Source organism: Flavobacterium caseinilyticum, from assembly GCF_004349085.1.
In the GTDB taxonomy this organism is placed as follows: domain Bacteria; phylum Bacteroidota; class Bacteroidia; order Flavobacteriales; family Flavobacteriaceae; genus Flavobacterium; species Flavobacterium caseinilyticum.
On sequence record NZ_SMFM01000004.1, the window covers coordinates 34,265 to 56,439 of the forward strand.

Annotated in this window: 17 protein-coding genes; 11 read left to right on the forward strand and 6 right to left on the reverse strand. The window is 34.6% G+C overall.

Going from position 1 to position 22,175, the window contains the following annotated elements; translation table 11 throughout:
• Positions 1–22: 22 nt before the first annotated feature.
• Positions 23–2,050: a M3 family metallopeptidase gene (locus tag E0F89_RS09865; protein ID WP_131909631.1), complete on the reverse strand. Its 2,028-nt coding sequence runs from the start codon at positions 2,048–2,050 to the stop codon at positions 23–25.
• A gap of 223 nt (positions 2,051–2,273) precedes the next feature.
• Here E0F89_RS09865 and E0F89_RS09870 point away from each other — a divergent pair, with 223 nt between their 5' ends.
• The gene (locus E0F89_RS09870; protein WP_131909632.1) at positions 2,274–2,945 is read left to right on the forward strand and encodes a hypothetical protein; all 672 of its coding nucleotides are present in this window, start codon (positions 2,274–2,276) and stop codon (positions 2,943–2,945) included.
• Between the two features lie 42 nt (positions 2,946–2,987).
• Here the strand turns inward: E0F89_RS09870 and purE are convergent, their stop codons facing one another.
• Positions 2,988–3,470, reverse strand: a complete 483-nt coding sequence (gene purE, locus E0F89_RS09875) for a 5-(carboxyamino)imidazole ribonucleotide mutase (RefSeq protein WP_131909633.1) — start codon at positions 3,468–3,470, stop codon at positions 2,988–2,990.
• A 105-nt stretch (positions 3,471–3,575) separates the two neighbouring features.
• Complete coding sequence (locus E0F89_RS09880) at positions 3,576–4,727, reverse strand: 5-(carboxyamino)imidazole ribonucleotide synthase (RefSeq protein WP_131909634.1); 1,152 nt, start codon at positions 4,725–4,727, stop codon at positions 3,576–3,578.
• A 216-nt stretch (positions 4,728–4,943) separates the two neighbouring features.
• On the opposite strand from E0F89_RS09880, the gene hpt reads away from it, so the two are divergent.
• From hpt to obgE, 4 genes are all read left to right on the forward strand, one after another.
• Complete coding sequence (hpt, locus tag E0F89_RS09885) at positions 4,944–5,474, forward strand: hypoxanthine phosphoribosyltransferase (protein WP_131909635.1); 531 nt, start codon at positions 4,944–4,946, stop codon at positions 5,472–5,474.
• 12 nt (positions 5,475–5,486) lie between these two features.
• Positions 5,487–6,059 (forward strand): adenylate kinase, encoded by a 573-nt coding sequence (locus tag E0F89_RS09890; RefSeq protein ID WP_131909636.1) that lies wholly within the window; start codon positions 5,487–5,489, stop codon positions 6,057–6,059.
• Between the two features lie 223 nt (positions 6,060–6,282).
• On the forward strand, positions 6,283–7,557 hold the full coding sequence (locus tag E0F89_RS09895) for a hemolysin family protein (RefSeq protein WP_131909637.1): 1,275 nt from the start codon (positions 6,283–6,285) through the stop codon (positions 7,555–7,557).
• 65 nt (positions 7,558–7,622) lie between these two features.
• On the forward strand, positions 7,623–8,624 hold the full coding sequence (gene obgE, locus E0F89_RS09900; protein WP_131909638.1) for a GTPase ObgE: 1,002 nt from the start codon (positions 7,623–7,625) through the stop codon (positions 8,622–8,624).
• 75 nt (positions 8,625–8,699) lie between these two features.
• On the opposite strand, the gene lysM is transcribed toward obgE, so the two are convergent.
• Together lysM and E0F89_RS09910 are read right to left on the reverse strand one after the other, a co-directional pair.
• Complete coding sequence (gene lysM, locus E0F89_RS09905) at positions 8,700–9,158, reverse strand: peptidoglycan-binding protein LysM (RefSeq protein ID WP_131909639.1); 459 nt, start codon at positions 9,156–9,158, stop codon at positions 8,700–8,702.
• Between the two features lie 175 nt (positions 9,159–9,333).
• Positions 9,334–15,822 (reverse strand): alpha-2-macroglobulin family protein, encoded by a 6,489-nt coding sequence (locus E0F89_RS09910; RefSeq protein WP_131909640.1) that lies wholly within the window; start codon positions 15,820–15,822, stop codon positions 9,334–9,336.
• Positions 15,823–15,952: 130 nt separating this feature from the next.
• On the opposite strand from E0F89_RS09910, the gene E0F89_RS09915 reads away from it, so the two are divergent.
• Genes E0F89_RS09915 through E0F89_RS09940 form a run of 6 tightly spaced genes read left to right on the forward strand, consistent with a single transcriptional unit; the run spans position 15,953 to position 20,666 of the window.
• Positions 15,953–16,651, forward strand: coding sequence for a tetratricopeptide repeat protein (locus E0F89_RS09915; protein ID WP_131909641.1), 699 nt, complete (start codon positions 15,953–15,955; stop codon positions 16,649–16,651).
• Between the two features lie 44 nt (positions 16,652–16,695).
• On the forward strand, positions 16,696–18,051 hold the full coding sequence (locus E0F89_RS09920) for a UDP-N-acetylmuramate--L-alanine ligase (RefSeq protein ID WP_131909642.1): 1,356 nt from the start codon (positions 16,696–16,698) through the stop codon (positions 18,049–18,051).
• A 7-nt stretch (positions 18,052–18,058) separates the two neighbouring features.
• On the forward strand, positions 18,059–18,517 hold the full coding sequence (locus tag E0F89_RS09925; RefSeq protein WP_131909643.1) for a GNAT family N-acetyltransferase: 459 nt from the start codon (positions 18,059–18,061) through the stop codon (positions 18,515–18,517).
• Positions 18,518–18,528: 11 nt separating this feature from the next.
• Complete coding sequence (radC, locus tag E0F89_RS09930) at positions 18,529–19,224, forward strand: RadC family protein (RefSeq protein ID WP_131909644.1); 696 nt, start codon at positions 18,529–18,531, stop codon at positions 19,222–19,224.
• A gap of 9 nt (positions 19,225–19,233) precedes the next feature.
• Positions 19,234–19,923 (forward strand): YjjG family noncanonical pyrimidine nucleotidase, encoded by a 690-nt coding sequence (locus tag E0F89_RS09935; protein WP_131909645.1) that lies wholly within the window; start codon positions 19,234–19,236, stop codon positions 19,921–19,923.
• A gap of 2 nt (positions 19,924–19,925) precedes the next feature.
• Complete coding sequence (locus E0F89_RS09940; protein WP_131909646.1) at positions 19,926–20,666, forward strand: hypothetical protein; 741 nt, start codon at positions 19,926–19,928, stop codon at positions 20,664–20,666.
• 70 nt (positions 20,667–20,736) lie between these two features.
• Here the strand turns inward: E0F89_RS09940 and E0F89_RS09945 are convergent, their stop codons facing one another.
• Entirely contained in the window at positions 20,737–22,014 is a 1,278-nt protein-coding gene (locus E0F89_RS09945; RefSeq protein ID WP_131909647.1) for a replication-associated recombination protein A, read from the reverse strand.
• Positions 22,015–22,175 lie beyond the last annotated feature (161 nt).

Here is a 22,175-nt window from a genome sequence, read left to right on the forward strand (position 1 = left end):
CGGGTTTTCAATAATTATGTTTTTAAAGTAATCCTGCTCTTCGTAACAAAGCTTCCGGTTTTGGTTCTTGTCCTCTGAAGCGTTTGTATAAAATCATCGGATGTTCTGTTCCGCCTTTGGAAAGTACATTTTCCTTGAATTTGGTAGCCACTTCTTTATTAAATATGCCGCATTCCTGGAAATATTCAAAAGCATCTGCATCCAAAACTTCGGCCCATTTGTAGCTGTAATAGCCGGATGAATAACCGCCTTGAAAAATATGTGAAAACGAAGTGCTCATCGCATTCTCCTCTACATCAGGATACAATTGTGTGGCTGCGAACTGTTCAGTTTCAAAAGCTTTGATGTCAGTGATATTGGAAGGATCTTGTGCATGCCATCCCATATCTAATAATCCAAAACTCAATTGGCGCATGGTTGCCATTCCTTCTTGAAAACTCGCGCTTTCTTTGATTTTATGTACTAATTCCATCGGAATCATTTCGCCAGTTTCATAATGATACGCGAACAAAGCCAATGCTTCCGGTTCGTAGCACCAATTTTCTAAAATCTGGCTTGGTAATTCCACAAAATCCCAATACACTGAAGTTCCGGATAAACTTGGGTATGTCGTATTGGCTAACATGCCGTGTAAGGCGTGACCAAATTCATGAAACAAAGTCGTTACTTCGTTAAAAGTTAATAATGATGGTTTTGTTACAGTAGGTTTCGTAAAATTGCACACAATTGAAATATGCGGTCTTTCGTTACTTCCTTTTTTGATGTATTGCGATTTAAAAGAGGTCATCCAAGCACCGTTGCGTTTGCCTTTTCTTGGAAAAAAATCAGCATAAAAAACAGCAACCAGCCGATCATCTTCGTCTTTTACCGCATATGTTTTTACTTCTTCATGGTATTTATCCACTTCAAAAATTTCTTCGAAAGTGATTCCGAATAATTTTTGCGCTACTGCAAAAGCACCGTCGAGAACTTTTTCTAATTGAAAATACGGTTTTAATATTTCGTCATCCAAGTTGAATAATTGCTGTTTCAATTTCTCCGAATAATAAGCACCATCCCATTTCTGAAGTTGCTCGATTCCGTTAAGCTCTTTTGCGAAAGCAGTCAGTTGTGCAAATTCTTTCAAAGCGGCCGGTTTGGCTTTTTCTAATAAATCATTCGAAAATGTTTTTACTTTCTCCGGACTTTCGGCCATGCGTTCTTCGAGCACAAAATGAGCGTGCGTGGCATAACCTAAAACTTGCGCTCTGTCAAAACGAAATTTGGCAATTTTGAGAACGATTTCCTGGTTGTCAAATTCATTGTTTTGAAAACCTTTGGCACCAAAAGCAATTGCCATTTTCTTGCGTAATTCACGATTATCAGCATAGGTCACAAAAGGAACATAGCTTGGATAATCCAACGTGAAAATCCAGCCTTCTTTTTCTTGGCTTTTAGCCAAAGAGCGAGCGGCTTCGATTGTTCCTTCTGGTAAACCGGCTAAATCAGATTCGTTTGTAATATGCAATTGATACGCTTGCGTTTCTGCCAAAACATTTTCGCCAAACTGCAAACTCAATTTCGATAATTCTTTGTCGATTTCCCTTAGTTGATTCTTTTTGTCTTCCGGTAAATTCGCTCCGTTTCTGGAAAAGCTTTTGTATTTTTTGTCCAAAAGCGTGGTTTGCTCCGGATTGAGATTCAATTTTTCTCGTTGCTCATACACCGTTTTTACTCGGGCGAATAAATCTGGGTTAAGACGTACATCATTTCCAAATTCAGACAATAAAGGAGAAACTTCCTGCGCAATTTTCTGAATTTCGTCATTCGTTTCTGCTGAATTCAAATTGAAAAAGATGCTTGAAATTCTGTCCAAAACATCTCCACTGAATGCTAGAGCTTCAATCGTATTTTCGAAAGTAGGTTTTATTGGATTTCTTACAATTGCATCAATTTCGGCTTTTGCCAATTCGATTCCTTTTTGAAAAGCAGGAAGAAAATCTTCGTTTTTAATTTTCGAAAAAGGTGCTGTATTGTATTTTGTGTTGAAATGGTGGGTTAAGATGCTCATTTGTATTTTTAATAAAATAAATCCATATTTAAAGATATCAAAGGTACGGATTTAATAAAAAAAATGGGGTTGTTGAAGGAATTGATTTGGACCAAAATAGCGGATTCGAAAGTGTTATTTAAATGTTATTTATTTCGTTTGCCGGTAATAAAGGCCTAAATTGTGAAGAAATATTGGTTTTGGAAGAAACTAATCAGATTATAAAATTAATAGAAAAGGAATTATGAAGTATCAAATTACAATAAATAGCGCGAATACAGTAGATGAAATTGAAGAATATTGGACAAATGAGGATTACATTAAACTCTTAGAAAAGTTTGATTATCCGGATGCCGCTGACGGTGATGCTGCCAATTTAAGAGAATTATTGTTTATGGCGATTTCTGATTTTGAACCGAAAGATGCTGCCGCCATTACATTGGAATATAAGTTGTCAGAAGATTTGAATGAAGGGCAGATACAGCAAATTTCAAATGATATGCTTTTGGATAAAGTATGCGAGGAATATCCTGAAATTGGGTTACATTCGACTTTGTTTCATATTAACCAACTGCTTTTTAAAGCCTACAACGGTACTTTTCCTAATGCTAAAGCAACTATTGTCGAATGCAGTTTTACGCCAGCAGAGGGTGAGAGTGAAAGCGAATTGACTAAAGAAAACATTTTAAAACTATTAAACAACGGATTGTCTGGAAGTAATCTTATTAAAAGATTATTTGACAGTCAGATGAGTGAAAACGCTCCGTTTCCGGAAGCGGAAGATATTTTATGGGATGTAAAGACAACGGATAATGTGAATTATAAAATTACAACTTCTGAATACTGGTTGAGCAGAGAGGATATTATTGCTTCAGAATTTGACGGAATTTTAGAAATTGTAGTTGACGTAGAATAACTTATTTTTAGATTTTAAAAAAGCTCCGTTATGGAGCTTTTTTTATTTTAGAAGACTTTCAGAAGCAATGTTGACGGCTTCTTTTAATCCTGTTTTATATTTAATGACTTTCTCCATAACGCTTTTGTTGTGACTTCCTATGATTTGAGCGGCAAGAATTCCGGCGTTTTTGGCGCCGTTAAGCGCAACTGTTGCAACGGGAACTCCGCCCGGCATTTGAAGAATGGATAAAATACTGTCCCAACCATCAACGGAATTGCTTGATTTTATAGGAACCCCAATTACGGGAAGCGGCGACATAGAAGCAACCATTCCAGGCAAATGTGCAGCTCCGCCAGCGCCGGCAATAACTACCGAAATGCCACGAGTGTGTGCATTTTGACTGAAATCAAATAATTTTTCAGGTGTTCTGTGCGCCGAAACAATGTCGACTTCTATTTCTATTTCAAATGCTTTAAGGATATCTATTGCTTCCTGCATGATTGGCATATCGGATATGCTTCCCATTATTACGGCTACTTTCATTGTATTTTATTTAAAGATTTAAAGATTTAAGGATTCAAAGATTTCGAAAAACTCAACATAATTGGTGGTTTGAATTTTTCAATCTTTAATTTTTCAATCTTTCAATTAACTTATTACTCTTATCGTATTCTTCACCTCTTCAGCAATTCTTCGCGCTTCGATGATATCTTCATTAACGATGGTTACATGTCCCATTTTTCTGAATGGGCGTGTTTGTTTTTTACCGTAAATGTGAGGTGTAACGCCATTCCAGCCTAATATTTTTTCGATATTTTCATAGATTACATTTCCAGAAAATCCTTCGGCACCTACTAAGTTTACCATAATTCCAGATACTTTGCTATCGGTATTTCCCAAAGGCAAATCAAGAATAGCGCGCAAATGGTTTTCAAACTGTGAAGTGTAACTGGCTTCAATGGAATAATGACCGGAATTGTGCGGGCGCGGAGCGACTTCGTTAACGAGGATTTCATCATCATCGGTCTGAAACATTTCAACGGCTAATAATCCAACATGATTAAATTTTTCGGAAACTTTCAATGCTATTCCTCTGGCTTTTTCGGCTACTTTATCATCAATTCGAGCGGGACAAATCACATATTCCACTTGGTTGGCTTCGGGATGAAATTCCATTTCTACAACTGGATACGTTTTTATTTCACCGGACGGATTGCGACAAACAATAACAGCTAATTCATTTTTGAACGGAACCATTTCTTCGGCAATACATTCTACATTAGCTAAATTTTCCAAGTCTGAAATTTGTCGAATCACTTTTACGCCATTTCCGTCGTAACCAAATTCGGTACATTTCCAAACAAACGGTAGCTTTGTTTTTGAATCCAATATAGAAACGACTAGACTTTTCAGATCGTCAAAACGTTTGTAATTTGCGGTTGGTATTGTATTCTGAATATAAAAATCTTTCTGAATTCCTTTGTTTTGAATAAGTTTCAACGTTTTTGGCGAAGGGTATACTTTTAATCCTTCTTCTTCGAGTTTTACCAAAGCTTCCAGATTGACCAGCTCAATTTCGAAAGTCAAAACGTCTACTTTTTTACCAAAATTGTAAACCGTTTCAAAGTCCATTAAATCCCCTTTGAAGAATTGGTCACAGGCTATTTTGCACGGCGCTTCATCGCTTGGATCCAGAACATATGTTTGAATATCAAATTTTCGGGTGTCAAACAACAGCATTTTGCCCAGTTGTCCGCCGCCGAGAATCCCCAATTTAAAATCAGAAGAAAAATAATTCATGGTGTAGTTGTATGTTTACGCAAAGATACTTTATAATGATTGAATAGGGAAATGCTATTTTATTTTCTTCGGAATTTCTCTGTTGACTTTTACCATTTTCAATACATTTTAAGATGCTTTTTTATGAAATTTACTTAAAAATACAAATTAATGTTCATTTCTCAATTCACAAATCCGAATTCTGTATCTTTGCGCATTATTTTAAACACGAAAATAATGATACAACTTCACGATAAACAATTTGTTCCGTTTATTTCTGCCAAAGAAATAGAGTTTGCCATCACAAAAATGGTACAACAGGTGGAAGACGATTTTATAGATGAAATACCGGTATTTGTAGGTGTATTGAATGGTGCTTTTATGGTCGTTTCTGATTTTATGAAACAGTATAAAAAACCTTGTGAAGTATCTTTTATAAAAATGGCTTCTTACGAGGGAACTTCATCCACAAATGAAATAAAACAATTAATAGGATTGAATCAGGACTTGACAGGGCGCAGCGTTGTTATTATTGAGGATATTGTTGATACTGGTAACACTTTGGTGGAATTGAAAGAGTTGTTCAAACAACAAAACGTAAAGCATTTTAAGATAGCGACACTTTTTTTCAAACCGGAAGCCTATACTAAAGACATTAAAATAGATTATGTTGGAATCCGAATTCCAAATAAATTTATTGTTGGTTTTGGCTTAGATTACAATGGATTAGGAAGAAATTTACCCGAAGTATATAAACTAAAAGAATAACTACACATCAACATGACTAACATTGTTTTATTTGGAAAACCAGGAGCTGGTAAAGGAACTCAGGCAGAGTTTTTGAAAGAAAAATATAAATTAACGCATATTTCCACCGGTGATGTGTTTCGTTTTAATTTAAAAAACGACACGGAATTAGGCAAACAAGCAAGAGTATATATGGATGCCGGAGATTTAGTGCCGGATGAATTAACTACAAAAATGTTGATTGATGAGGTTAACAAACATCCGGATACAAACGGAATTTTGTTTGACGGATATCCAAGAACAATCTCGCAAGCCGAGGCTTTAGACGCATTTCTTACTTCAATTGGTTCCACTGTTGCTGCAACAATTGCGCTTGAAGCCGATGATGAGATTCTAGTGCAACGATTGTTAGAAAGAGGAAAAACAAGCGGTCGAATTGACGATCAAGATGAAGAAAAAATCAGAAATCGCTACCAGGAATACAACGAAAAAACAGCGCCTTTGATGCATTATTACGACGAACAAGGAAAATTTTTCGCAGTAAACGGAATTGGTTCAATCGCTGAAATTACGGAAAGAGTAAGTAATGTGATTGATAATTTATAGCAGCAATTCCAGCTGTACGTTACAAGTCCTCGATAAAAAAATATTTTTCTAAGTCATAAAAGGAGCTTCCTTTGGTCGCTCTTTTTTGACAAGAAAAATTAGTTTTTTTATCTCCGGGCTTTTCACTGTCATCAGGGCTAAAATATGAGGTGGCAAACAATCGATTTTTAAAAGTAAAATTTAAGAATCACATTTTAAAATATAAACGAATCAATTAAAAAAATTGGAAATATTAATAATATTTTTTCTAATACTGCTAAATGGTGTTTTCTCGATGTCGGAAATCGCATTAATTTCAGCACGAAAAAATAGACTGGAAACCGCAGCGAAAAAAGGAAACAAAAGCGCTAAAATAGCGCTGGATTTAGCGAATTCACCAAACAAATTTTTGTCAACCGTACAAATTGGAATTACACTGATAGGAATTTTAACTGGTATATACAGTGGAGATAAAATAACTGTCGATGTAGAAGCATTTGTAAGTGGCTTTGAGTTTTTAAAACCATACGCACATTCTGTAGCAGTAGGATTAGTAGTTGTGGTATTAACTTTTTTCTCACTGGTTTTAGGTGAATTGTTACCAAAAAGAATTGGACTGAATCATCCGGAAGCTATTGCAAAAGCAGTGGCGTTACCGATGAAAATTGTATCAATAATTACGGCGCCTTTTATCTGGTTATTAACTCATTCAACTGATTTTCTATTGAAAATTTTGCAGATAAAACCAACTGCAGACGGAAAAGTTACTGAGGAAGAAATAAAAGCTATTATCAAAGAAGGAACTGAAGGCGGTGAGGTTCAGGAGATAGAACAAGATATTGTGGAGCGCGTTTTTCATATTGGCGATAGAAAAATAAACTCTTTAATGACCCACAGAAAATCAGTGATGTTTTTACCACTACATTCAAATAGAGATCAGGTTAAGGAATTTATGTTGAAAGAATTACACTCTATTTATCCGGTCTATGGGGATAATTATGATGATATTGTTGGGGTTGTAAACCTAAAAAATATTTTTGCCCATTTTGAAAATGAAAATTTCAATTTGGCGGATATCATGACCGAAGCTCCTTTCATGATGGAGCAAACTACGGCTTATGTCGCTTTAGAAAATTTTAAAAAATCAGGAATTCATTATGCTTTTGTCTCTGATGAATATGGAGTTTTTCAAGGTGTGATAACCCTGAATGATATACTCGAAGCTTTAGTGGGTGATGCTTCTGATTTTTATAAAGATGATTTTCAGTTGATTGAAAGAGAAGACGGATCGTGGTTAGTTGACGGACATTATTCATTACACGATTTCTTGACATACTTTGAATTAGATGAGTTAATCAATGATTATGAAGTGACAACCGTAAGCGGGTTAATCATGACCGAACTCTCTCATATTCCAAAACAAGGAGAGAAATTAATTTGGCAGAAATTTGAGTTAGAAGTTATCGATATGGACGGCGTGAAGATTGATAAAGTGATGGTGAAAGCGATTAAAATATAAAAATAGATTTAAGTTAGAAGTTTGAATTTGTTCAAGCTGAAATCTGAAATCTGAAATTAAAAAAAATGACAGAAGGGAATTTTGTAGATTATGTTAAAATATATGTTTCATCCGGTAAAGGAGGAAAAGGATCTACGCACTTGCACAGAGAAAAATTTATTGAAAAAGGTGGGCCTGACGGTGGTGATGGTGGTCGTGGAGGTCATGTGTTTTTAGTTGGAAATAAAGGTCTTTGGACACTGTTTCACTTAAAATTTGCCCGACATATCAAAGCTGGAAACGGTGGAGATGGAAGTGGCGACAGAAGCACTGGTGCTGATGGTGATGATAAATTTATTGAAGTGCCATTAGGAACCGTTGTAAAAGATAAAGAAACCGGAGAAATATTATTTGAAATTACCGATGATGGTGAAAAACAAATTCTGTCTCGCGGCGGAAAAGGTGGTTTAGGTAACTGGCATTTTAGAAGTTCAACAAATCAAACTCCAAGATATTCACAACCTGGTTTGCCTGGAGCTGAAATGGACGTAATTTTAGAGCTTAAAGTGTTGGCTGATGTAGGTTTAGTAGGTTTTCCTAATGCAGGAAAATCAACGTTGTTATCCGTATTGACATCCGCTAAACCAAAAATTGCGGATTATCCGTTTACAACTTTAAAACCCAATCTTGGAATTGTAGCTTACAGAGATTTTCAATCTTTTGTAATTGCGGATATTCCCGGAATTATTGAAGGTGCTGCCGAAGGAAAAGGTCTCGGACATTATTTCTTGCGCCATATTGAGCGTAATTCTACGTTACTTTTTCTAGTTCCGGTTGATACGGCAGACATTAAAGCTGAATACGATATCTTAGTAAACGAATTGACGAAGTACAATCCTGAAATGCTGGATAAAGAACGTTTGTTGGTGATTTCTAAATGCGATATGCTGGACGATGAGTTAAAAGCAGAATTGAAAACTGAATTAGATGTTGCTTTCAAAGATGTTCCATACATGTTTATTTCATCTGTTGCTCAACAAGGTTTAACAGAGTTGAAAGATAAATTATGGAAAATGTTGAATGATTAAAAGTATTTCAAAGTACTATTTGTATATATAAAGAAAGGGCTTCAAATTTTTGAAGCCCTTTTTTATTGGTTTTAATTACAAGTTTGGAATTCTCAAAACCTGTCCTGGATAAATTTTATCTGGATCAGAAAGCATTGGTTTATTAGCTTCAAAAATAACATCAAATTTAGTTGCGTCACCATAATAAGTTTTTGCGATTTTGGATAGCCAATCTCCTTCAACCACAGTATGGTATTTTGACTCGGGTTCTTTTACAGTAACTTCCATTTGGTTGTCCACTGAAGAAACTCCCTCAACGTTACCAACTGCAAGAGCGATTTTTTCAGCATCGGACTGATTGTCAACTTCTCCTTTTAAAGTAACTTTTTCATTTTGTAAAACTACAGTTAAAGTTTTAAACGGTAGATTTAAAGACTGTACATGAGCCAAAAGCGCACTTGCTTTCAAGGCTTCTTTCTCTGCTACTGGAGCTTCCTCTTCTTTCTTCCCAAATAATTTGGCTCCTGCCCCTTTGATGAATGATAATAATCCCATTGCTAAAATATATTAGTTAATAAATACTAAGATAATGAATATTTCTCCTTTGTTTCATTTTTATGACAGTAATTTGTTACAATGTTTTCTTAACGAAATGCTTAAGTCAAGTCAAAATAATGAAGATTGGAATTACTTTCTCTTAAAAACTTGACGATTATTTTCAAATTAAATATTATTCCTGTTTTACCATAACCCGAATTCCTTTGGAGTGACTGCTAAATTCAGGAGCATACATACTTTGAATAGTTGTAATTCCATTAGAGAAATCGCCATTGTTATTTACCCGAACATCATATTCCAGAACATAAGTTCCTTTGTTTATTTGGTCAAAAAAGAAATGAGTTGCAGCATCTTTTGTGCTTTTATAAAAACCCAATCCGCCTTTGTATTGGTAGGCCGAAAGTACATCTACGGGTTCAAAACAAGAAGCGCGCATATCTTTTAAATACACAAATTCCATATCTTCTTTGGCGGAAATTACTAATCTAACGGTAACTAAATCACCAATTTTCAATGGATTATTTGAATTGATTCGTTCCAATATTTCGCCTTTGTCAGTATTTTTCTTTACATACAATTCTTTGGAAACTGATAAAACAGTTCCGGAATTGGTTTTAATTTTATCTAATTCTTCAAAGTATTGCCAATAAACACCTCCAAAACCTGGCACTTTTGATTTGTTTTCGATGGAAATAGTTGCCATATCTTTTTTGATTTCGTCTGCTTTCCAGTTGAATTTTACATAACCTGTTTCTGCTTCTTTTTCGTTTTCAGCTAGTTTTTTACTTAGGATTTTTTCATTTCCAAGTTTAAAAATTGTGTTGTCTTTGACGCTCAACCAATCGGTTCCTTGCATCAATATAGCATAAATTGCTTCTGTGGTGGATTTTGTGGTGGGCCAGTTCTTGCTTTGCTTGTTTTTTAATAACCAAACCTTCATGGCATCCACTGATTTGGTATCGTTACTAATTTCGGCGAAAGCCTCAATCAGTAATGCCTGTGTCTCGATAGGCGCTTGATACCAATTCCAGCCTGATTTGTTGGCAATCCAATACATTCCCCAATCGTCGTTGCTAGAAGCAGTTTTTTTTAAACTTTCTAGAATTTTTTTGGCAGTTTCTTTTTCGCCAAAACGATTTAAGGTTAAGGCCGCCAATCCTTTTTCGTATAAAGAATAAGTCAACCAATCTTTTTTAGCCGTTTCGAGATACAATTTGGTAGCTTTTTTCAGCGTGTCCGAAAGCGGATAATTTTCAAGGTAGAAACTTCGGGTGTATAAATAATGCAAATCAGAATATGGATTAGTCCAAATGAATTTGTCAGTCGATTTTAAATTTTCCGTTCTTGTTTTATAGTATTGTAAAAACTTTTGGTCTAAAAATGGAATTCCGGTTGTAGCAATTTCTTTGATTTTCTTAGTATTCTTTTCAGTATTGCTTAATTTCGAAAGATGCCCTAAACCTGCCAAAATATGTCTGGTTATGTATTCATTCTCGGTGCTTCCTTCAAACCAAGCAAATCCTCCTGAAGCATTTTGTTTTTGTTTTAGTTTGTCAAAAGTAGCTTCTTGTGCATTTTTCATTTTTTCTAAATCAAAAAGTAAAGCTAAGTTTTTCTTCTTTTCATCTTCGCTTTGAGCATCATTTAACCAAGGCGTTTCAGCAAGGATTATCGATTTCAATTCTTCGTTTTCTTCCAATTTTGAACTCAATTTTCCGTTCTTTCTCCAAGTTTCGAACAGATTGTCGATTTTCGGATTACTGGAAATAATTTCAGAAGCCAGAGCATTAGCATAAAATCTGGCAAAAGTTTGTTCCGCACTTTCGTGTTCGTATTCCATCAAATACGGTAATGATTGAATAGCAATCCAAGCTGGATTTGATGTGTATTCTAACGTAAATTGATGGTTTTTTAAAGTAGTCGAACTGTTGTTTTTTAGGTTTTCGAAGGTGTATTCTTTCTTGGAATTCTCTTGAACCCAAATCGGAATACTTTCGGTAACCAGCATATTGTTGGTCAATACGGGAAGTATGTTTTCTTCGCCATCCGAAAAGTTTCCTGCTTTCGCCAAAACTTTATACTGAACACCTTGCACACCTTCTGGAATATAGATTTTCCAATTCACGGTTGTATTTCCTAAAGGAGCAATTTTGAAGTTTTTTACTTTATTCGCATTTTCCATTTTAGCATCGATTGGCTGCATTGTGGTCGCATCAAAAAGTTGCAAAACAGCAATTCCTGTTTTGGCTTCATTAGTAATGTTTGCTACTTTTGCCGTGATGACTATCGAATCTTTTTCCCTGAAAAAACGAGGTAAATTTGGTGTAATCATTAGCTCTTTTTGAGTAATCACACTTTTTTCTAAATGACCCGTAACAGCCTCTTTGTTGTGTGCCAACAGTCGGAGTTTCCAAGCGGTCAAAGCTTCGGGCGAAGTAAAATTGAAACTTACTTTTCCGTTCGCATCTGTTTTTAGATTCGGATAAAAGAAAGCAGTTTCCGCTAGATTTTTTCTTGCTTTCACTTGAGTTAAGACTTCTAATGCTTTTTTGGTGGTGATGATAATGACGCCATTAGCTCCTTTGCTTCCGTATAATGCAGTGGCTTTCTCTCCTTTTAGAACATCAACAGCAATAATATCACTTGGCGAAATTAATCTGAATTGTTCTTCAGTTATTGCTTCGCCATCAACGATATACAAGGCGTTTTTATAGTTGCCTGAAATACTTGAGTTTCCTCGTATTGTAATCCCATTTACTTTTCCCTCTAATTTCATTTCATTTCCTGCTGTATTGTAAATTTGATTGTCCGCTTCTGCTAGAACTGTCGCTGCAGCCGTAGATAAAGATTTCTTTTTTACACTCCCATAACCCATAACAATTACTTCTTCTAAACTATTACTTGATTCCTCTAACTTAACATTTATTATCGTAGAATTAACTATGAATTTTTTGGTTAGCAATCCAATATGAGAGAAACTTATCTCTTCTCCTACAGCAGCTTCTATTTGGTAATGCCCATCAAAATCAGTTTGAGTGCTACGTCGCATTCCATTAACACTAACATTTACGCCGCCAAATGGTTCTTCTCCATAGAAAACGATTCCTGAAATCATTTTTGCATTAAGTGGTTTTTTACTTTTATTATTTAGCTGTTTTTGATATTCTTTGAGTTGCTGTGTTGTGAAAGAATCGTTGAAATTGAATCCAAACCACATCAGTTTGGTACTTTCATAAGTCAGTTCTGCGGGATTTAAAATAGGATTCAGATTCCGAATGTAACTCGATGTCTTATCAAATCCTAAACCCGTTTTAAAATTAGCAGAGTTGTAGTTATAGTCATTGAATTTTAAACTATTCCAATCTCTTTTGGCAAACTGATCTAAAGAGCTGTCATACATTGAGGCCAAAACTTCAGCTTCTTTTGTAGTTTTAGATGCCTTTAATTGAAAAGACCAATTTTCAGTGCTTCCGGGTTGTATTTTGTTTCTGAAACTTTCAACTGTGAATTCTAATTTGGATTCTTCTTCCTTGAGGATTACTTCTATTTGGTCATAGAAAGTTTGATTTTCAAATATACATTCAAATCCGATCTTTATGCTTTTTTCAAATTCCTTTTTGAGTGGAATTTTGATAATGATTTCATTATTTTGTAAGTGAAAAGTATTCTCAAAATAAAGGGAACTTTGGTAATTTCCTGTTGTATTAATATAAAGTTCCGGAATAACTGATGCTAGTTTTACTAAAACAAAACCATCTTTTTTAGCATCAGTGTTAATTTGTTCTGCAACAAATAATTTACTCGGATCGATTTTGTCTTTGCTTTGTATCAATTGGAAATTAGAACTGGTTTCAATTGGATTTTCAAAAGCGTCTTTGGCCGAAAAAACCACTTTGTAATTCCCGGATTTGTAATTGGAAATAAAATTCAATACTAATTTTTTGTCTTTTTCAGTGTCTATTTTTTTTGAATAGACTAAGGTTTCGTTTTGTTTTACAGTTTTTTGGTTTTCGTTATTTTCAAAAGGAAATAATCGTTTAAAATCTTCTTTTGAAATGGTTTCAATTTCTGGTTTCGGAAAAACTCTGGGTTTTAATTTGTTTGAAAATGGACTTACATAATAGACTTTGATTTCGCCTTTGATAGCTAAAAATTCACCATTGAGATTGGTGCTATTGAATTGTATTTCATTTTTATTTTTGGTTTCAATTCTGTTCGGGATAGTTGCACTAAGCGTCAAAGAATGGTAGCCAATTCTAACAGTTTTTTGGGTTTGGTGCGTTTCGCCATTATTATCAGTAACAGCTGCTGTGATGTAATATTCAAAAATGGGCAACTGTTTTTTTGTTGCATTTTCAAAAGGTTTGGCGATGAAATTTATTTCAAATTTTCCCGCTGCATCTGTTTTAGTTTCTCCAACTAAAATACTTTCTGACTTACCGTTTTCGTTGTAATAATAACCGTTTTTTAGGGTATAAGGAATGAGTGTAACCTTAAAAGTTACTTTTGCATCAGAAATATTGCTTCCGGCAAAAGCTCTGGCAAGTCCGGTAATATTTACATTTTTGTTGACTTGATATTCTTTTTTAACAGCATCAAACCTTACTTCAGATTTCGGGCGTTTGTATTCTTCAACTCTGAAAGATATTTCAGAATCAACAAACTTTATAGTATCCCAAAATTGATGTTGATCATTTGTTTGAACAAAAACAAAATTTTTATTAGTATCGGGTTCTTCGGCTTTCATTCTGAAATTTCCTGTCAATCCATTTTTAGGTAATATAAATTCTCCGGAGAAAGATCCGTACTCATTGGTAGCCACATCAAATTTTTTGAAAACAGCACCATTTGGTTCTTGAATTGTAATTTTGAAAGTAGTTTTTGCAACAATACTCGTTTTGTCTAGTTCTTTTCGAAAAGCAATTCCTTTATAATAAACTGTTTGTCCAGGACGATAAATGGCTCGGTCCAAATAAAATTCGACTTTACTTTTAACTTTTTCGTTTTCTTGAGTTGCATAATCCTTGTAATATCGCGAGTTGGAATTGTGCAGCAACAGTGAATCGTTTTCTGTCGTAAATTCAATAAGCCTATAATTACGGTCTTTATTTTCTTTGAGGTGCGTTGCTACACCGTTTTTGCCGGTTTTGATAGTTTGATTTAATAATGCTATCGAAACATTTTCTAAAGGTTTCCCTGTCTTTCTGTCTAAAACCTGAAAGATTACTTTCTTGTCGTCTTGTGATGCGAGAGCTGTGATATTTGAAATCGTAATAGTTTCATAAGCAAATGCTTTAGTTTTCTTGATGTCTGAATCGCTTTCAAAATACACCAAATAACTGCCTGTTTTTAATCGCGGTAAAAGTACTTCAGTGCTGTATTCAAAATAATTATTCTTTTTTTCAAGTTCATAGTTTTTAGATGCAATTGGTTTTTTGTTTTTAATTATTGCAGCTATTAAACTGTCTTTGTTGTGAGGGGAGTTTCGGAAGTCTTTAGTCGTATTTTGGTCGATTTTAAAGAAAGAAACCGAAAGACGATTTAGATTTTTATACCGAATAAATGCTCTGGTGTTTTCATCAGTATAACTGAATTTTTGAAGTTGAATATTCAGCGATTTAGAACTAATATTTTGTTTCTTTTGTAGTGCCAGTTTATGTGCATTAGAACGATTATTACTATTGATAATGCTGTCGAGAGTTGCAACGGCTCGAATATTATAATCTGGATGATTTTCTTTTGAGGCTTGTTTGTTCAGAATAATTGCTTTTTCTAACTGAATTTTTTGAGTTAACATCAGGTCTTTGGATTCTTTTTGCATTGCATTTAATGACTTCATAAATGCTTCGTCAGAATCTAACAAAACGCTGTTACAAAATTGAATTCTGTCGAATTGATTCTCTAAATAAGGAACGTTTCTCTCTTGTTTTTGATACAATTCAAGCACTTTTTTTAGTTTTTCATTTTTTACAAAAGCAAAATTAAGTTGTAAAAAGGACGCTGAATTTCCTAAAAGTTCTTTTTCATACGGTAAGAATTCCTTTTTTTGAACTTCCCAATGCGGAATCTGAGGAGTAAGTAACGCAATGTTTTCTTTTAACAAATAGTCAAACAGATTGTCTTTTTTCGTTTTATCTTCATCATTATAATCAAAAATAAGAAGGTAATTACTCAAGGAAGTCTGTTTTAATATCGCCTCGTCCAGAAGTGTTTTTTCTAAAGCACGATCGATCTGTTCCGAAATGTTTTTTGAAGTCCAAGTTAAAAATTGATCATCCAAACTTAAAGTACTAGTTCTGCTGAACAGTAAATAGTAGTTTTTCTTTTGATAATCGATCAAACACTTCGCATAAACGAAATTCAAAATCGCTTTCGATGGAACTGAAGCTTTGTTGATTTCAGTTTTTAAATTGTTTATAATTTTGCTTTGTGCATCTTCATCCAACACTTGCAAATATTTGGATTCGTAAAAAAAGCATTTGATGATTTGTACTTCGTTGTTATCTCGAGAAGCTTTCTGATGAATTTTTGAAACTATTTGATTGGCAGATTTAATTTTTCCCACATTTTCATATTCAATTACCTTAAGCCAGTTTTTGTCATAATTTTGTCCAAAAATAGAAGAGGAGATGAATAGAAAAAGTAAAAAAATATTTTTCATAATTTGCGTTTAAATGAGTAAAGATAAATTCGCTGATGGGTTACTATAATATCAGAAAATATTTCCTACTAAATTACTAATATTTACTTAAAATCAAATCTAACTTAGCATATTTTCCTATTTTTGAAGAATGAAAAAACTAACAGTTATCTTTCTTTTATTTCCGCTTATGATTTGGTCACAATCCCAATTTGAAACTGCAGAAAAGCTATACAAAGAGCACAAATATGTTTTGGCGGAACCTATTTTTGAGAAATATCTAAAAAGCAATCCATCTAATCTCGAGACTATCGAATATTTGGGAGACATTGCCGGGCGAAATAAATTGTGGGATAAAGCGCTTTTATATTATAAAAAGCTGAAACAGTTGAAGCCTTCCGAAGCCAATTATCATTATAAATATGGTGGTGCATTGGGAATGAAAGCTAAAGATTCCAATAAATTCAAGGCACTTGGAATGATTGACGAAGTTAAAGGATCTTTTGAGAAAGCAATAAAATTGAATCCACAACATATTGGCGCACGTTGGGCTTTGATAGAATTGTATATTCAATTACCTGGAATTGTGGGAGGTAGTGAATCTAAAGCTATAAAATATTCAACTGAATTATCACGATTGTCAGCTGTTGATGGTTATTTGTCGCGGGGACATATTGATGAATATTTTAAAAGATATGCAGCTGCAGAACAACAGTATAAAAAAGCAGTTGCTGCTGGCGGATCAAAAAACAGTTACGAAATGCTGGCTAACTTGTACAAAAACAAAATGAACCAGCCTCAAAAGGCGAAAACAATCTTAGAAACTTATAATAAAAAAAGTCAGGACTGATTTAAATTCATCTTGAACTCAGCAACCATAAACTAAAAACTAGAATGCGTACACATTTTATAGCTATCGGAGGAAGTGCGATGCACAATCTGGCTCTAGCACTGCACAATAAAGGATATCAAGTTACCGGAAGTGACGATGCTATTTTTGAACCGTCAAAATCAAGATTAGATAAAAAGGGGATTTTGCCTCCAGAATTAGGCTGGTTTCCTGAGAAAATAACGCCAGATATTGAGGCAATTATTCTGGGTATGCATGCCAAAGCGGATAATCCTGAATTATTAAAAGCGCAGGAATTAGGACTGAAAATATACTCTTATCCGGAATTTCTTTACGAACAATCCAAAAACAAAACGCGTGTTGTTATCGGTGGTTCACATGGGAAAACAACAATAACTTCGATGATTTTACATGTAATGCATTACCACAACATTGCAGTGGATTACATGGTTGGCGCGCAACTGGAAGGTTTTGATACGATGGTGCATCTTACAGAAGAGAATGATTTTATTGTTTTGGAGGGAGATGAATACTTGTCTTCTCCAATTGACCGCAGACCTAAATTTCATCTATATCAACCCAATATTGCCTTGATTTCAGGAATTGCGTGGGATCATATTAATGTTTTTCCAACGTATGAGAATTACGTAGAACAGTTTGAAATTTTTATTGGCAAAATTACCAATGGTGGAATTCTCGTTTACAACGAAGACGATGCTGAAGTAAAACGAGTTTCTGAAGCCGCGACAAACCCAATCCGAAAATTAGCGTACCATACTCCAAAATATTCTGTAAATGATGGCATAACGCTTCTTGAAACTCCGGAAGGCGACATGCCAATTGAAGTTTTTGGAGCGCATAACCTTAACAATTTGGCTGGAGCCAAATGGATTTGTCAAAATATGGGCGTTGATGAAGCGGATTTTTATGAAGCCATTGCTAGTTTTAAAGGTGCTTCAAAACGATTGGAAAAAATAGCTGAAAGCAAAACAAAAGTAGCCTATAAAGATTTTGCCCATTCACCAAGCAAAGTGGCTGCAACTACAAAAGCGGTGAAAGAGCAATATCCAAATCGAACTTTAGTGGCTTGTTTAGAATTGCATACCTACAGCAGCTTGAATGCTGAGTTTTTAAAAGAATACGAAGGCGCACTGGAATATGCTGATAAAGCGGTTGTTTTTTATTCGCCTGATGCGGTAAAAATCAAACAGCTGGAAGAAGTTACGTACGACCAAATAGCAAATGCTTTTAATAGAAAAGATCTGATTATTTATACAAATCCAAAAGATTTCAAGGACTATTTGTTTAACTTAAACCTTGAAAATTCTGCTTTGTTGTTGATGAGTTCCGGTAATTACGGCGGATTAAACTTTGATGAAGTAAAGGAATTGATAAAGTAAAAGTGGCATGAAAGACAAAGTAAGGATTGTTAAAACTACCAGTGAAAACAGAGATTTTGTAAATTTGATCAAAGCATTAGATAAAAGTTTATGGGAGCGTTATCCAGAATTGAAAGCTGATTACTGGGGGAATAATATTTTGGAATTAAATCCAAATGTCATCATTCTTTATTTAGAAGACAAAGCCGTTGGTTGTGGTTGTTTCAAAAAGTATGATCAAAATTCAATTGAAATAAAACGTATGTTTATTTCAGCCGAAGTTCGAGGAATGGGATTAGCTAAATCTGTTTTACAGGAATTAGAAAATTGGGCACAGGACTTAGGATATTCGTCTTCAGTGTTGGAAACATTATACAAGCAAAAGGAAGCCATAGCTTTATATCAAAAAGCGGGATATTTAATTATTGATAATTACGAACCGTATATAGGTTTAGAAAATAGTATTTGCATGCGAAAACAAATTTAAACATCATATGAATGGCTGAAAATTCCTTTTTTCCTATTACTAATTGGTCCGAAGATGATAAGCCACGTGAAAAACTGATGCTCAAAGGCAAAAGTGTTTTGAGTGATGCGGAATTGATTGCCATTTTGATTGGTTCAGGAAGTAGGAACGAGTCAGCTGTTGATTTAAGCAAACGGATTTTGGCTAGTGTTGATAATAATTTGAATGCCTTGGGAAAATTATCGTTATCCCAACTTATGCAATTTAAAGGAATAGGGGAGGCGAAAGCAATTTCGATTATTGCAGCTTTAGAATTAGGAAGACGCCGAAGAGGAGAAGATGCAGTGGAATTGAAGAAAATCACTTCGAGTAAAATTATTTTTGAAATCATGCAGCCTGTTATAGGCGAATTGCCACATGAGGAATTTTGGATTATTTATATGAATAATTCGAATAAGGTAATTTCGAAATCGCAGTTGAGTAAAGGCGGAATCACAGGAACTTTAGTTGATGTTCGCATTGTTTTTAAAACGGCACTCGAAATTGGTGCAACAGCTTTGATTTTGTGTCACAATCACCCTTCGGGAACTTTGATTCCCAGCGATGCTGACAAACAGATCACAAGGAAATTGAAATTGGCAGGCGATAGTTTAGAAATAAAAGTATTGGATCATCTGATTGTAACTGAAACCGGTTATTTTAGTTTTGCAGATGAAGGAATATTTTAAAAATATAAAATGAAACAAACACATATAAAAGACGTTTTTTTTGATTTAGATCATACGCTTTGGGATTTCGATAAAAATTCAGAGTTGGCATTTGAAACTATTTTTAATAGAAATCATCCAGCAATAGAGACGAAGGAATTCATTGAAAAATATGTTTCAATTAATCAATCGTGTTGGGCGTTATATCAATTTGATAAAATTACCCACCAAGAATTGCGGTACAACCGCTTGAAGCACTCCTTTGACGCTATAAATTACTTGATTTCTGATGAAGAAATAGACGTTATAGCAAATGATTATATTCGGTTTTTACCAGAGAACAATCATCTATTTGAAGGAACAATGGAGCTTTTAGATTATTTGAAACCTAAATATAATTTACACATTATAACAAATGGTTTTGCGGATGTTCAATTTAAAAAAATAAATAATTCTAAAATTGGTTCCTATTTTCAGACCATTACTAATTCTGAAATGGCAGGAGTAAAAAAACCAAATCCTATTATTTTCGATTACGCTTTAGATTTGGCTAACGCTAAAAAAGAAAACAGTGTTATGATTGGCGATAGCTTGGAGGCAGATGTTCAAGGAGCGCTTGACGCGGGTCTGGATGCCATTTATTTTAATGAAAGTAAAATCCTTGTTGAAGATCATATCAAACAAATTAATCATTTATTAGAACTTAAAAAATATTTATAAAGATGAAAAAGCAAATTTTATTAGTGTTACTATTGGTCGTAAGTTACTCTTATTCCCAATCCGTAAATGATTACAAAGCGGTGATTATTCCGTTAAAATATGATTTCTTAAAGAGTGAAAATCAGTATCGATTGATTACGCTGACCAAGTTCAACCTGATTAAGGCGGGTTTTCCAGCATTTTATAGCAATGAAATTATACCAAACGAGTATAACGACAGATGTAGTTTGTTGTATGTTGATGTGGTTAAGGAAAATACTTTTTTGACGACTAAGCTTTTTATAACATTCAAGGATTGTTATGATAAAATAATTTTTCAATCAGCCGTTGGCAAAAGTAAAGAAAAGGATTTTGAGGTAGCATATACTGCCGCTTTAAACGAAGCCTTTCAATCTATTTATGACCTGCAATATAAATACAATGGAGCCACCGCTACGAAAGTGCAATCTCCGGCAGCCCAGCCACTGGCAAATCCTGTTGCAGCAAATGTGGTAAGAGATACAATCATTATGAATGCTGAAGTTGTGGATTTATTATATGCACAGCCTACTGCTACGGGTTTTCAATTTATTAACAAGGAGCCAAAGGTTGTGATGAAAGTTTTCAGAACTTCTAATAAAGACTGTTACATCGCAGTTAAAGGAGATATTCAGGGAGTTTTGATTTCTAAAGAAAATCAATGGTATTTTGAATTTTATCAAAACAATACACTAATTTCTGAAAAAATATCCGTTAGATTTTAAACTTTTGCTATCTCTTCGAAAATAACACAGTAAAAAAAGTCTTGAGCGATCAAGACTTTTTTTATGGGATTTAATATCCGTATTTGCCTTTCCAACGGTTTTTGAGAAATTCCCGAATACTATTCTCTCTTGAATTATTTCCCGGAACATAAATCGGTTTATTGCTCAAGGCATCCGGCAAAAATTCTTGCTCGGCAAAATTATTGGTGTAATCGTGCGAATATTTGTATTCTTCGCCATATCCCAATTCCTTCATTAATTTGGTAGGAGCATTACGCAGGTGAATCGGCACGGGTAAATCTCCGGTTTGTTTTACCAGTTGCTGCGCCGTACCAATGGCTAAATAGGAAGCGTTACTTTTCAACGACGTAGCTAAATAAATAGCACATTGACTTAATATGATTCTACTTTCCGGATACCCAATAGTAGTGACTGCTTGAAAAGTATTGTTGGCCATAATAAAAGCTGTAGGATTAGCATTTCCGATATCTTCGCTGGAAAGAATAAGCATCCGACGTGCTATAAACTTTACGTCTTCGCCGCCTTCAATCATTCTTGCGAGCCAATAAACCGCTCCATTTGGGTCACTTCCCCGAATTGATTTTATAAAAGCGGAAACAATGTCATAGTGCTGTTCGCCGGTTTTGTCATACAAAACGGTATTTTGTTGCACGAGAGCAAAAACGCGGTCGTTTGTGATGATAATTTCGTCTTCATCAGACGCATTTACGACCAGTTCGAAAATATTTAATAGTTTGCGTCCATCCCCGCCAGAAAGTCGTAATAAAGCTTCGGTTTCGTTTAGTGTTATATTTTTTGTAGATAAATAATGATCCGTTATCATCGCACGTACCAGCAACGCCTCTAAATCACTTTTTGCAAAAGCATTTAAAACGTAGACTTGACAGCGGGAAAGTAAAGCGGGAATAACTTCAAAACTCGGGTTTTCTGTCGTGGCACCTATCAGTGTAATCCATCCTTTTTCGACTGCAGCTAATAAGGAATCCTGCTGGGATTTGCTAAAACGATGAATCTCATCAATAAAAAGAATTGGGTTTCTCGCCGTAAACAGGCCGCCACTTTGCTTTGCTTTTTCAATTACTTCACGAATGTCTTTTACACCGGAATTAATGGCGCTCAGGATATAAAACGGTCGTTTTGATTCCTGTGCAATAATTTGTGCCAAAGTGGTTTTCCCTGTTCCGGGCGGACCCCAAAAAATTAAAGAGGGAATAATTCCCTTTGCAATTTGCTGTGTTAAAGAACCGTTAGGACCTACCAAATGGGATTGACTGATATAATCTTCTAATTTTTGTGGTCGAATGCGTTCTGCAAGTGGTGTTTCCATTTTTTTTTAAATCTGAGATCTGTATTCGTTAATCTTAAATCATAAATCAAAAATATAACTTAGGCAAAATTACTATTTTTATTTGGAGCAATTTCCAGCTGTCCACTGTATCTTTTTTATCTCGTTAAATTAACGAGATAAAAAAGGATGCCGTTTCCATC

What these genes read in the sequence shown, in the direction of transcription:
- E0F89_RS09925 (WP_131909643.1), top strand. Translation starts at nt 18,059, where the DNA reads ATGAAAGACAAAGTAAGGATTGTTAAAACTACCAGTGAAAACAGAGAT.
- obgE (WP_131909638.1), top strand. Translation starts at nt 7,623, where the DNA reads ATGACAGAAGGGAATTTTGTAGATTATGTTAAAATATATGTTTCATCC.
- purE (WP_131909633.1), bottom strand. Translation starts at nt 3,470, where the DNA reads ATGAAAGTAGCCGTAATAATGGGAAGCATATCCGATATGCCAATCATG.
- E0F89_RS09870 (WP_131909632.1), top strand. Translation starts at nt 2,274, where the DNA reads ATGAAGTATCAAATTACAATAAATAGCGCGAATACAGTAGATGAAATT.
- E0F89_RS09910 (WP_131909640.1), bottom strand. Translation starts at nt 15,822, where the DNA reads ATGAAAAATATTTTTTTACTTTTTCTATTCATCTCCTCTTCTATTTTT.
- E0F89_RS09880 (WP_131909634.1), bottom strand. Translation starts at nt 4,727, where the DNA reads ATGAATTATTTTTCTTCTGATTTTAAATTGGGGATTCTCGGCGGCGGA.
- E0F89_RS09940 (WP_131909646.1), top strand. Translation starts at nt 19,926, where the DNA reads ATGAAAAAGCAAATTTTATTAGTGTTACTATTGGTCGTAAGTTACTCT.
- lysM (WP_131909639.1), bottom strand. Translation starts at nt 9,158, where the DNA reads ATGGGATTATTATCATTCATCAAAGGGGCAGGAGCCAAATTATTTGGG.
- hpt (WP_131909635.1), top strand. Translation starts at nt 4,944, where the DNA reads ATGATACAACTTCACGATAAACAATTTGTTCCGTTTATTTCTGCCAAA.
- E0F89_RS09945 (WP_131909647.1), bottom strand. Translation starts at nt 22,014, where the DNA reads ATGGAAACACCACTTGCAGAACGCATTCGACCACAAAAATTAGAAGAT.
- radC (WP_131909644.1), top strand. Translation starts at nt 18,529, where the DNA reads ATGGCTGAAAATTCCTTTTTTCCTATTACTAATTGGTCCGAAGATGAT.
- E0F89_RS09865 (WP_131909631.1), bottom strand. Translation starts at nt 2,050, where the DNA reads ATGAGCATCTTAACCCACCATTTCAACACAAAATACAATACAGCACCT.
- E0F89_RS09935 (WP_131909645.1), top strand. Translation starts at nt 19,234, where the DNA reads ATGAAACAAACACATATAAAAGACGTTTTTTTTGATTTAGATCATACG.
- E0F89_RS09920 (WP_131909642.1), top strand. Translation starts at nt 16,696, where the DNA reads ATGCGTACACATTTTATAGCTATCGGAGGAAGTGCGATGCACAATCTG.
- E0F89_RS09915 (WP_131909641.1), top strand. Translation starts at nt 15,953, where the DNA reads ATGAAAAAACTAACAGTTATCTTTCTTTTATTTCCGCTTATGATTTGG.
- E0F89_RS09890 (WP_131909636.1), top strand. Translation starts at nt 5,487, where the DNA reads ATGACTAACATTGTTTTATTTGGAAAACCAGGAGCTGGTAAAGGAACT.